This is a genomic window from Paraburkholderia tuberum STM678, from assembly GCF_902833905.1.
GTDB lineage: Bacteria > Pseudomonadota > Gammaproteobacteria > Burkholderiales > Burkholderiaceae > Paraburkholderia > Paraburkholderia tuberum.
Map to the genome: position 1 here is coordinate 46,998 of NZ_CADFGP010000002.1, position 12,130 is coordinate 59,127.

A 12,130-nucleotide genomic window follows, 5' to 3' on the forward strand; every position below is an offset into this window, starting at 1 on the left:
CCTGTCCGGCGAAAGCGCACACGACGGCTTTCCTAATTGCCGATCCCGATTGGCGGACACAATGACGACATTCAGGCTTTCTGCCGTTTTTCCAATGCGCAAAGCGCGGCATCGAGGCGTTTGACGCGGGTTGCCTGCGCCGGCACGAGAACCGCGCCGGAAACGTGCTGAAGGCGGTTACGCCAGTAAGACAAGGGAATACGGTCTTCTGCGGAAATATGGGAAATTATCTGCTCGAGATGCTCGATGTCTTTTTCGAGTTGCTGATGATTCATTGCTTTCCCCGGATTCTATTGAATTAGTGTTGAAGCAAAAAAATCGAAAGCATGAAGCCGCGTTGGCCCGCGCGGCCCAAAGTAATGCCCGCCAGCAGCGGAAAAACCTTCCTGAACTCCTTCTGCATCGGAAAAAACCGGCAATTTCTGCTCGCCGGGTTAAATCCCAACGGTTTAAAAAAGAATACTGCTGTCAAATTTCACGTTCCGTTGCCTGCCGCACTGACTACGTTCGACGTCCCGAGGGTAAAGATAAATCATGGTCCGGGCGCAAAGGATAATCGGTGCGCGGTGACTCAATGTTGTAAAAATGCCGCATGGGGCTTACTTATCCAATTCGCATGCAAACCGCTTATCGGACACGCATTAGGCGCATGAATTTATGACGGCCATGTGGTAACCGGAATGGCACGAGCGTGGTCAGCGAGCGTATCGGGAATTGGCAGGGATTAACTGCGAACAGGCGAAAAAAACCGAAGGCCGCCAACGGATCGGCCAGCCGCGCGCGCCGGCATTGCATCGGCACGGCGTCAGGAGCTTACTTCGCAGTCGCGCGGCAGGCGTAGATCAGGCTCAACGTACCGCCCTCGCTCGACTGGCGCACGACGTCGAACGCGCCATTGCAACTGGCGGCCGCCTGTTGCGAGCACAAGTCGGAACCGACCGGGCATTGCACGAGCGTGGTCGCACGGCCGTCCGGCAGGAACAGCGGCGCGCTGCTGCTGCAACCGCCAAGCGCGACGATCGCGGCGACGGCCAGTATGTCGCGCGAGCGGCGCGCGAAGAAGGAATGGCATTTCATGGAGACCCCGGTCACGTCTTGTTTTTCGATCTCGCGATTGTGCCACGCTGCTCTCGTGCTGCGTCAGTTGGCGTGGCGCGGCTGGCCGGGCGCGGCGAGTCAAACGTCGATGCCGTGCGCGGCGATCTTCTTGTACAGCGTCGCGCGGCCCATGCCGATCTGTTTCGCCGTGTCAATGACGCGGCCGCCGTTCGCGCGCAACGCGTCGCAGAGAAAGCGCTTTTCGAACGCGGCCATCGCGTCGCTCCACGAGGTGGGTTCGGCGGTGGCGGCCACGTCCACGCCGGCGGCCGCGACAGACGGGGGCCGCGCCGGTGCCACCGCACCGCCCTGCCCCGAGCCGATGAACGGCGCGAGCACACGCGCATCGATGCGCTCGCTGTCGGACAGCATCACGGCGCGCTCCAATGTGTTGCGCAGTTCGCGCACGTTGCCGGGCCAGTCGTACGCGCACAGCAGGCGCAACGCGTCGTCGTGCAATTCGAAGTGGCTGCCGCCGCCTGCCTGCGCGGCCAGCTCCTCGAGCATCGCGTAGGCAAGCGCCTCGATGTCGGACGGACGCTCGCGCAGCGCCGGCGCATGGATCGTCAGCACGTTGAGCCGGTAGAACAGGTCCGCGCGAAAACGCCCGGCCGCGACGAGCGCCGGCAAATCGGCCGATGTCGCCGCGATGATCCGCACATCCGCGCGCACGATCCGATTCGAGCCGAGCGGCTCGAATTCCTTGTCCTGCAGCACGCGCAGCAGCTTGCCCTGCAACGGCAGCGGCATATCGCCGATCTCGTCGAGAAACAGCGTGCCGCCGTTGGCGAGCTCGAACTTGCCGACCCGGCCCCTGCGATCCGCGCCGGTGTACGCGCCGGGTGCGGCGCCGAAGAACTCGACTTCGAGCAGCGTGTCGGGAATCGCCGCGACGTTGACGCCGACGAGCGGCTTGTGCGCGCGCGCCGAGCCGCCGTGAATCGCATGCGCGAGCAGCTCCTTGCCGGTGCCGGTTTCACCCAGCAGCAGCACCGGCGCTTCGAGTTGCGCCGCGCGCCGCGCCTGGCGCTTCACTTCGAGCGACGCCGCGCTCGTGCCGACGAAGCTGCTGAACGTATAGCGCGCGCGGCGCGCCTGCGCGAGCGACTGACGCGTCGCGATCAGCTCCTGCTGCAACCGCGAGTACTGCGAAAAGAGGGGCGACAGCGCTTTCAGCTCGTCGAACAGCGCGAAGCCGACCGCGCCGATCGTCACCCCGGCATCGTCCTTGAGCGGCAGGCGCGTGACGACGAGCGGCTCGCGATCGGTCTCCATGATGTCGAGCAGGATCGGCTTGCCGGTGTTGACGACCTCGCGCATCAGACTGTTTGGAATCACCGCTTCGCAATCCCGGCCGATCGCCTGCTGCGGGTCAGCAAAGCCGAAGCGCGCCGCATACCGCTTGTTGATCCAGACGACGCGCGCCTGCCCATCGACGATGAAGGTGCCTTCGCTGAAGTTTTCGAACGTGCGAAACAGCGAATCCATCGCCCGACGAAGCACGTCGTCATAGGTGGCGGGCAGGCCCGTCCAGTCGGTCAACATGCTGTCGCTGTCTCCGCTTATCGTTTTGATTGCATCAATCTCAATCGGTGGATGAATTTATCTCCAAATTGAGACACCCGATAGGCCTTATGCATCATGACTTACCCTGGTTTCAGGCGTTCTTCACCGGATGGAAGTCCCGTTTCGGAGACGCTTGGGTACAATCCGCCAACGATGCCTCGGCCCGCCGCTGCGCGGCCGCGCCATGCGCTACGGCATGCCAGCAGCAAAACGGCAGGCATGGCATGGAACCTGCGTTCCGAGCGCGCCGCGCCGTCGCTCGATCGGGACGGCAAACATGTAGAACAACCGGGCTATGGAGATTCAATGACCTTTCTCATCGTTATCGCCGCGCTGGCGTTTCTGATGTTCGCTGCGTATCGCGGCTACAGCGTGATCCTGTTCGCGCCGATCGCGGCGCTCGCCGCCGTCCTGCTCACCGAGCCCGCCGCCGTCGCGCCGGTCTTCACGAGCATCTTCATGGACAAGATGGTCGGCTTCGTGAAGCTGTACTTCCCGGTGTTTCTGCTCGGCGCCGTATTCGGCAAGGTGATCGAGCTGTCGGGCTTCTCGGAGTCCATCGTCGCGGCCGCGATCCGCTATATCGGCCGCTCGCGCGCTAACGCGGTGATCGTCGCGGTGTGCGCGCTGCTCACCTACGGCGGCGTGTCGCTGTTCGTCGTCGTGTTCGCGGTCTATCCGTTCGCGGCCGAGCTGTATCGCCAGAGCAACATTCCGAAGCGGCTGATGCCCGGCGCGATCGCGCTCGGCGCGTTCTCGTTCACGATGGACTCGCTGCCCGGCACGCCGCAGATCCAGAACATCATCCCGACGACGTTCTTCAAGACCACCTCGTGGGCCGCGCCGACGCTCGGCGTGCTCGGCGCGCTGTTCATCATCGTGGTCGGTCTGTCGTATCTGGAATGGCGCCGCCGCGCCGCGATGGCGACCGGCGAGGGTTACGGCACCGACCTCGTCAACGAGCCGGAGCGCGTCGAGTCGAAGCAGTTGCCGCATCCGCTGCTGGCGGTCGCGCCGCTCGTCGTGGTCGGCGTCTCGAACTTCCTGCTGACGCGCTGGATTCCGACCTGGTACGGTCCGTCCTTCACGGTCACCCCGGACATCCTGCCGGGGCTGCATGCACCGGTAGAAACGAGCGTCAAGGCGCTCGTGGGGATTTGGGCCGTGCTGGGCGCGCTGCTGCTCGGCATCGTGATGGTCGTCGTGACGGCGTTCAGTCGCGTCAGCCAGCGCTTCGCGGTGGGCACCAAGGCGGCAGTGGCGGGCGCGCTGCTGGCGTCGCTCAACACCGCGTCGGAATATGGCTTCGGCGGTGTGATCGCGGCGCTGCCGGGCTTTCTCGTCGTCAGCAATGCGCTGAAAAGCATTCCGAATCCGCTCGTCAACGCCGCGGTGTCGGTCAGCACGCTGGCGGGCATCACGGGTTCGGCATCGGGCGGTATGAGCATTGCGCTCGCCGCGATGTCGGATACGTTCGTCAAGGGTGCGGAAGCCGCGCATATTCCGCTCGAAGTACTGCATCGCGTGGTCGCGATGGCGAGCGGCGGCATGGATACGCTACCGCACAACGGCGCGGTGATTACGCTGCTCGCCGTGACGGGTCTCACGCACCGGCAGTCGTATCGCGACATTTTCGCGGTCACCGTGATCAAGACGCTCGCGGTGTTCTTCGTGATCGCGGTGTATTACGCGACCGGCCTCGTGTGAACGCCGAACCGGAAAACAGTACTTTGATCTGATAGATCCGCATTACCCCCACCTCGACAGCCTGCCAACGAAGCACGAGGATGGGAGTCGTCAGCGCCCAATGTTGCAAGGGCAGGCTGACCCGAGTAACAACGGCGTTTAACGGCCCGTCCCTGTCCGGACGGGCTATTTTTTGCGCGCGCCGAACGCTTCCTAGCCCGCCCCCGCGTCACCCGCATGACAAAATCCGAACGCACGTCGCGCCACTGTGGGGCATGAAAAATGCATTCGTCGCGACGAGGAGTCGCGTTAAACTGGTTGCTCGCTCCGCAACCGCGAATCCGCTAGCGGCAGCGTCACACTCGACTAAAACCCCGGCGAGACAGAGGCAGACGCGACACGGCACGACGACGCGGCAGACGGCACGCCGTCCGCCCCGTACAATGGTTCCATCACCAACGCAACAAGGACAACTTCGATGCGCATCACCGGGTCCTCCGGGTCAATGGCCCTGCTCACCGAATACGACGACGCAACGGCGCGCGAACTTCGCTCGCTGCGCCTCGAATCGACCGAAGACGGCAAAGGCATCCTGCTGATCGAGGTCGATGAGCGCAAGCCGGGCATACATCGCGAAGTGCGCTACGAAATCACGCCCGCGGAGCTGATCGCCGCGATCCGCGCGCATGGTGCCGAGTTGCCGGGCGAGCAGCACAATCATCGTCAGTGAAGCAGGCGCGCGGCGGGTGTGACCGTCGCGTGACTCGGCAGCCTCTCGCGCCGGTTGCGTCGCGCTTCGACGCGTCAGCGCGGGATTATTCGCATTGGGGGCGCGCCTGCGCGCGTCGCCGTGCTTCCGTTTGTTCCGTTCACGCCGCCAATCCCCGCTTTCCTACGGTTTTTTGCAAGCGCCTTCGCGTCTCGTCGAGCGCGCTTACCCGGCCTTCAGCAACTTGTCACAAGCGGTTGCCACGCTTGTGTATCGAGGCATGCGGCCACATATGGCGATCTGATCGCAGCCAGAAGCCGGGCCAATTTCCGGGCCGGTTGCACGTCTCGAAAATACGTCCATAATCTTTGCATTCCCCTTTGCATTCCTTACCGCGCTGCGCCCGCAAGGACCGCGGATGTTAAACCGATGCTACATGACCTCGTCGCGCAATATGGACCGGCGCTCGTCTTCCTCAATGTGCTGGCCGCCGCGCTCGGGCTGCCGGTGCCGGCCATGCCGTCGCTCGTGCTGTTCGGCGCGATGGCCGCGATGCACCCCGGCTCGGTCGGCACGCAACTGCTGCCGGTCCTCGTGCTGTCGATCTTCGCGACGCTGATCGGCGACAGCGCGTGGTACGTCGCGGGCCGCATCTACGGGGGCAATACGCTGAAGACGATCTGCCGGCTGTCGCTGTCGCGTGACACCTGCGTAAAAAAGACCGAGCGCTTCTTCGGCCGCTGGGGCGTGCGCGTGCTCGCGCTCGCGAAGTTCGTGCCGGGGCTGTCGATCGTATCGATCCCGATGGCCGGCGCGATGGGCACGCGCTACCGCACCTTCCTCACCTATGACGGCGTCGGCGCCGCGCTGTGGTCCGGCACCGGGCTGATCATCGGCGCGCTGTTCGCGCGGCAGATCGACATGCTGTTCGCGATTGCCGGGCGGCTCGGGCGCACGGCGGCGCTCGTCGTCGTCGCGTTGCTGGTGCTGTACGCGGTGTACCGGTGGATCCGGCGCCGTCAGTTGATCGCGAAGCTCGCGTCCGCGCGCATCGAGGTCGACGAACTCGCGAAGCTGTTCGCGGCTGACCGGGCGCCGGTCGTGTTCGACATCCGTTCGGAGGAGAAGCGCAAGCTCGATCCGTTCGTGATCCCCGGCGCGCAATTCGCCGATGAACGGCAACTCGACGACATCGTCGCCACCTACGCGCACGATCAGAAGCTCGTGATCTACTGCTCCTGCCCGAACGAGATTTCCGCGGCATGGATGGCCAAGCAGCTCAACGAAGCCGGCTTCTCCGACGTGCTGCCGCTGCGCGGCGGCATGGAAGCCTGGCGCGATTCGGGCAAGCCGGTCGACTCGCTGCCCGCGATGCCGCCGCCGGAAGTCGCGGTCGACGACATCGCGCCCAAAGCCGTTTAGCCGTAATCAGCGGCGGCATCGTCCGCCTGACGCGCGCGGCACGGCTCGTCCCGGCGTGCGAGCGCGCATCGCGTTGCCTCGCGTTCAATCGTGCAATGAATATCGAAGGAGCGGTTCAATGCTTTCGACTCAGGACGTTTCGATTCAAGAGGTGGAAGGACAGCAGGGGGTCGTCGCCGACGCGCCGTTTTCGTCGCTATCGACGCGTATGCACCAGATGTTTCCGGAGCTCAGTTGCGCGGAGATCGACCGGCTGCGCCGCTTCGGCGAGGTCGGTCACTGGAAGTCCGGCGAACTGCTGTTCGAGACCGGGCGCACCGGGCCCGGCATGTTCGTGCTGCTCGAAGGACGCGTGAAGGTCTATCAGCGTGACGGCATCGGCCGCGAAGTCTTGATCGGCGAGCATGGCGCCGGACATTTTCTGGCCGAGGTCGGGCAACTGTCGGGCAAGCCCGCGCTCGTGAACGGCCTCGCGATTGGCCCCGTCGAAGCGCTGCTGATTCCGCCCGAGCGCCTGCGCGCGCTGATCGTCGCCGAAGCGGAACTCGGCGAGCGCATCATGCGCGCGCTGATTCTGCGGCGCGTGTCACTGATCGAAAAGGGCGCGGGCGGGCCAATCCTGATCGGCAATAGCAGCGACGCACGGCTCGTGACGCTGCAAGGCTTCCTGTCGCGCAACGGCCATCCGCATTCCGTGATCGACGAACGCGACGAAGACGCGCTGCGTCTGATCGAGCAGTTCGCCGCGCAGCGCGAGGACCTGCCGCTCGTGATCTGCCCGGACGGCTCGGTGCTGCGTCATCCGAGCATGCCGGAGCTTGCCACTCGCTTAGGTATGCTGCCCGATCTCGACGACACGTACGTGTACGACGTCGCGATCGTCGGCGCGGGGCCGGCGGGACTTGCCGCCGCGGTGTACGCGGCCTCCGAAGGACTTTCGGTGATCGTGCTCGACAGCCGCGCGCCGGGCGGCCAGGCGGGCGCGAGCTCGCGCATCGAAAACTACCTCGGCTTTCCGACCGGCATCTCGGGCCAGGCGCTCGCCGGCCGCGCGTTCGTGCAGGCGCAGAAGTTCGGCGCGCACGTGGCGATCCCAGTCAACGTGAAAGCGCTGCATTGCGGGCAGTCGCCGTATCGGCTCGAGCTGAAATGCGGCGGCCACATCAGCGCGCAGGCGATCGTGATAGCGAGCGGCGCCGTGTACCGGCGCCCCGCGCTCGACGGGCTCGAGCGCTTCGACGGACGCGGCGTCTACTACTGGGCGTCGCCGGTCGAGGCGAAGCTGTGCAAGCGCCAGGAGGTCGTGCTGGTTGGCGGCGGCAATTCGGCCGGCCAGGCGATCGTCTATCTGGCGACGCACGCGGCCAAGGTTCACGTACTGATCCGCCGCAGCGGTTTCGAGGCGACCATGTCGCGCTATCTGATCGACCGCATCCGCTCGCTGCCGAACGTGTTCGTGCATCCGAATTCGGAAGTCGGCCGGCTCGAAGGCGATGAGGACGGGCTCGTGTCGGTCGCGCTGAAGCGGCCGCTGCCCGGCGGCGTCGATCACTTCGACACCCGGCATCTGTTTCTGTTCACCGGCGCGGACCCGAACACCGAATGGCTGCGCACCTGCGGCGTGCAGCTCGACGCGAAAGGCTTCGTGCTGACCGGCATCAGCGCGGATGGCTCGGCCACCGCGTGCGACCTCGGGACCACGGTCGAAGGAGTCTATGCGATCGGCGATGCGCGTGCCGGGTCGACGAAACGCGTGGCCGCGGCGGTCGGCGAAGGCGCGGCCGTGGTCGCGCAGATTCACCAGTTGCTGGCGCAGACGAGCGGTGAAGAGGTGGCGCTCGGGGCGTGAGCCTCAGAGAGCATGAAAAAAAAGCACACGGTGAGTTACACAGTGCGCTTTTGTATAGCAGACGGCACGATGGCTGCGCCGGAGCGGACCCGCGTGTTCAGCGGTCCAACTTCGCGCGCAACTCGCGCGCGGCCTCCAGCAGTCCCTCGTAACCCGAACGCGCGTGCTCCGGCAGATCGGGATCGCCGACCAGCGCGCCGAGCGTTTCGATCAGACTGTACACAATGCCTTTCGCGGCGCCCGACGCAATGCCGCCTGACGACACCTGTTGATCGACGTGACTGAGCGCCGCGTCGAGCTGCTCGATCTCGGGACGATCGTCGGAGGGCGGCTTGGGAGAAACGTCTTGCGTCATGATCGAACATCGCTCCATTGAGTGCATCGGTAAAGTTGTTATATACCGATCGTGCGCCGCCGTCTATTCGTGTTCGGCGCGACAGCGATCCACGTCAAGGCGTCCAGCGATACATCAGCAGCTTCGCGCGCGCGTCGTCTTCGACCAGCACCACGTACTCGCCGTTATCGCGCTGCACCGCGCTGATGCCGAGATACACGTCGACCCAGCCGCTCGTGCCGCCGACGCTCGCGCCCGGCGTCATGTAACCGACCGCCGTGCCGTTGCGCGCGTCGTAGACGTCGATGCGATCGGTGTACAGCTCGGCAACGAAGATATAGTTGCCCGCCACCGCGACGCCGACCGTGGTGGTCTGCGGATCGCTTTGCGTGTTCCACGGCAGCGAGACCGTGTATGTCAGCGTCGGGTTGCCGCTGCTCCAGTTGTCGTAGCGGGCCAGCACCGGACCCGCTTCCTTCCAGTGCGTCGGGTCCCACGGAATCGCACTCGTGAAACCGGACAGATACATCGTGTCGGTCGCTGCGACGTAGACGAGCCGCGCGAGCCGCGTGAATGGCGCGGGCATCGCGAACATCTTCGCACTCGCGTACGTGTAGATCGGATTGCCGGCGGAGTCGAGACCTTGCAGCGGCATCTCGCGCACGCCGCTCAATGGCGTGGCAAGCCACACGTTGCCGGGTTCGTCGACCCACCAGAAGCCGTCGCCGACCGTGCTGCCGGTCGACGGATTGCCGCTGATCTCGCTCGCGTCGACGGCGCCATTGCCATTGCTGTCGCGCCACAGCCATTCGCCGTACGTCGGTTGCGCGGCGGGCCATGCGCCGGGCAGCGGATTCTGCGCGAGCATCCCCGACGGTATCGCGATCTCGCCATGCGCGGCATCGAAGCGATAGACGTTCAGATAGTGCGCGCCCGGATCGAGCGTATAGAGAAAGCGCTGGCCATCGAATCTGCGCACCATCGGTTCGCCACGCACGCCGCGCGGCTCGTGAAAGGCGGGATCGTCGGGGTAATCGAAGCGATCGAGCGTGAACGCCGCATATGACCATTCGTGGCCGACCGGCTGCCTGTAATCGAGCGTGAAGCGCTTCGAGCCCGTGTAGATGGAAGCGGGCGTGGCCGGGTCGAACGCGCCGCTATCGACGAAGCTCAGACCGTAGAGCCGCCAGTTGAGCACGCGCGTGCCGTACACGTAGCTCTCCAGCACTGCGCCCTGCCCTACGGATGCAGAGCCGAGCGCGCGCGGTCCCTCGCCGTTTTGCGCGACGTACAGATTGCCGGCCGCGTCGACGCCGATGCCGGTGATGCCGTTGAAACGCGTATCGCCGGGCACGCCGCGCACCGGGTGGAAAATGCCGTTGCGCGTGCCGATCGACGCGCCCGCCTGGATCTGGCCGCCAGCGCCCTTGTTGAACACGAGGATCTGCTGCGAAACGCCGTTGTCGGCGACCAGCAGTTGGCCGGATGGCGTCACTGTGAGGTCGCTCGGCACGGTGCCGGCGGGCAGTGTCAATGGACCGGCGAGCGCGGTGCCGTCGGCGCGGTAGTGCAGGATGCTCAGATTGCCTGTGCCGAAGCCGCTGATGATCCACAGCGTCGAGTCGGTGTCGATCGCGATGCGGGCCGGCGACGCGACGCTCCACGAACGCAGCGGCTGCATGGACTGCGCGTCGTACACCGCGATCCGGTTGCCGTACGTGTCGGCCACGTAGAGCTCGCTGTCGGTTGCGGCGAGGCCGCGAATGCTCGCGTCGGTGCCAGTCTTCACCGTATCGACCGCGACGAAACTGTTCTTCGTCGCGTTCGCGCTATTGCCGATGCCGCCGGAAAACGGCGCGCCGGTCGCGAGATTCGCAAGCGTGCGTCGCGTGACGCCGTACCAGGTCTGATTGGCCGGCGGATAGTCGGCGCCGACCAGCGCATTGTTCTCGTTGCCGATCGACATCGCCGCGTACAGGTACGTGTGATTCACCGTCACCGCGTCGCCTCCGGCCGCGCCCCAGCCATGCGTCGAACCGGCCACCGCGAGCTTGTCGCCCGCGCGATAGGCGGCGATTTCACTGCCGCTTTCGTCCCACGGCGCATTCGTATAAACGGTGCCATTGGCGCCGACGCTAATGGCCTGAATATCCTGCTGCATCCATTTGCCGTCGCCAAATCCGAAACTATTACCGATCCATGAGGTCGTGTAATTCAATTGGGATTGCGCGGAAACATTCGGCGAGATCAGGCTGTGGATTAACACCACGGCCAAGCCAAGGCGGGAGAAAGGCTTCACGGCAGTCGGTCCTTGCTAGGCGCGAGACGCGAACATCAGATTTGGCGTTTTATCCTCTCATATAAAAATAGTAAATTTATTGATGAAAAAATGATTATTGAATGCCGATTCATCCAATTCATTCGATTTGCATCGAATCATGTTTCCGACACAATCTTTCCTTCACGAAACCGGTAAAAACCGGTTCCCGTAAAGACTCACCGATCAGAGATTCAGTTGCTTTTTCTGCTCCTGTAAATCCTCACCTTGAGCGAGACGCTCATCATGTCCGCGCTGCCCGGCGACGCTCGAAAATCCGCCGCGTCAGATCGAACGCCACCAGATTGCCGGCCACCACGAGCAATAGACCGACCACCGCGAGCGCTGACCACCGATAGCCCTCGAACAGCGTCGATGCCGCGAGCGCGACGATCGGAAACAGCACCGTGCAATAGGCGGCCCGCTCCGGGCCCATACGGCCGACGAGCATCAAGTACGCCGTAAAGCCGATCACCGAGCCGAACACCACGAGATACGCGAGCGCACCGAGATAGCGCGCCGACGGTTCCACCGCGAACGAATAGCCGGCGAACAGACTACCGAGCGTCAGGACGGCAGCACCGATCAGCATCGCCCAGCTGTTGGTCGCGAACGGATGCAGGCCCATCGACTGCATGCGGCTCGACAGCAGGTTGCCGGCCGAGAAGCACAGCGTGCCGAGAAACGCGACGCCGAGCCCGAGCCAAGCGGTGTGGTCGCCGAGATGCCCGGCCATCTGCTGCACGAACAGACAGACGATGCCGACGAGCCCAAGCAACGCACCCGCAATCGCGCTCGGCTGCAGAGGCCGGCCCATGAACAGCCGCCCGTTGATCGAGTTCAGCAGTGGCGCGGTCGAGAACACCACCGCGACGAGCCCGCTCGGCACGAGCTGTTCGGCGTAGTAGAAGCACAGGAAATTCAGGCAGAACAGCGCGAGACCCTGCGCGGCGAGGTAGCGCCAGGCGTCGCGCGGCGGCCAGATCGGGCGGCGCATGATGCGCGCCAGTGCGAACATCAGCAGCGCGGCGATCCAGAAACGCCACGCAATCGATACCGGTGGCGGCACCGCGCCGAGTTGCCATTTGATTGCGATCCACGTGGTGCCCCAGATCAGCACGGTGATGGCGTAAAGGAGGAGATTCATGG

10 protein-coding genes are annotated in these 12,130 nt (G+C 64.4%); 4 read left to right on the forward strand and 6 right to left on the reverse strand.

Annotated features, from left to right (window positions below; all coding sequences use genetic code 11):
* Window positions 1–71 precede the first annotated feature (71 nt).
* From HWY30_RS01840 to HWY30_RS01850, 3 genes are all read right to left on the reverse strand, one after another.
* Entirely contained in the window at window positions 72–275 is a 204-nt protein-coding gene (locus HWY30_RS01840) for a hypothetical protein (protein ID WP_090808221.1), read from the reverse strand.
* A 538-nt stretch (window positions 276–813) separates the two neighbouring features.
* Complete coding sequence (locus HWY30_RS01845; protein ID WP_090808219.1) at window positions 814–1,077, reverse strand: hypothetical protein; 264 nt, start codon at window positions 1,075–1,077, stop codon at window positions 814–816.
* Between the two features lie 99 nt (window positions 1,078–1,176).
* Window positions 1,177–2,643 (reverse strand): sigma-54 interaction domain-containing protein, encoded by a 1,467-nt coding sequence (locus HWY30_RS01850; protein WP_090808217.1) that lies wholly within the window; start codon window positions 2,641–2,643, stop codon window positions 1,177–1,179.
* Window positions 2,644–2,970: 327 nt separating this feature from the next.
* Between HWY30_RS01850 and HWY30_RS01855 the strand changes: the two genes are divergently transcribed.
* The 4 genes from HWY30_RS01855 (at window position 2,971) to HWY30_RS01870 (ending at window position 8,330) form a co-directional block, all read left to right on the forward strand.
* Window positions 2,971–4,371, forward strand: coding sequence for a GntP family permease (locus HWY30_RS01855; protein WP_090810341.1), 1,401 nt, complete (start codon window positions 2,971–2,973; stop codon window positions 4,369–4,371).
* Between the two features lie 457 nt (window positions 4,372–4,828).
* Window positions 4,829–5,080: a hypothetical protein gene (locus HWY30_RS01860; protein ID WP_008921056.1), complete on the forward strand. Its 252-nt coding sequence runs from the start codon at window positions 4,829–4,831 to the stop codon at window positions 5,078–5,080.
* Between the two features lie 408 nt (window positions 5,081–5,488).
* Window positions 5,489–6,481, forward strand: a complete 993-nt coding sequence (locus tag HWY30_RS01865; RefSeq protein WP_090808214.1) for a DedA family protein/thiosulfate sulfurtransferase GlpE — start codon at window positions 5,489–5,491, stop codon at window positions 6,479–6,481.
* A gap of 118 nt (window positions 6,482–6,599) precedes the next feature.
* On the forward strand, window positions 6,600–8,330 hold the full coding sequence (locus HWY30_RS01870) for an FAD-dependent oxidoreductase (protein WP_090808212.1): 1,731 nt from the start codon (window positions 6,600–6,602) through the stop codon (window positions 8,328–8,330).
* Between the two features lie 97 nt (window positions 8,331–8,427).
* Here the strand turns inward: HWY30_RS01870 and HWY30_RS01875 are convergent, their stop codons facing one another.
* The 3 genes from HWY30_RS01875 to HWY30_RS01885 all read right to left on the reverse strand — a co-directional run bounded on the left by HWY30_RS01875 (window position 8,428) and on the right by HWY30_RS01885 (window position 12,128).
* Window positions 8,428–8,685 carry a hypothetical protein gene (locus HWY30_RS01875; protein ID WP_018424067.1) on the reverse strand — a complete coding sequence of 86 codons (258 nt, stop codon included), beginning with the start codon at window positions 8,683–8,685 and terminating at the stop codon, window positions 8,428–8,430.
* Between the two features lie 94 nt (window positions 8,686–8,779).
* Entirely contained in the window at window positions 8,780–10,963 is a 2,184-nt protein-coding gene (locus HWY30_RS01880; protein ID WP_090808210.1) for an NHL repeat-containing protein, read from the reverse strand.
* Between the two features lie 262 nt (window positions 10,964–11,225).
* Window positions 11,226–12,128 (reverse strand): DMT family transporter, encoded by a 903-nt coding sequence (locus HWY30_RS01885; RefSeq protein ID WP_090808208.1) that lies wholly within the window; start codon window positions 12,126–12,128, stop codon window positions 11,226–11,228.
* Window positions 12,129–12,130: the final 2 nt, after the last annotated feature.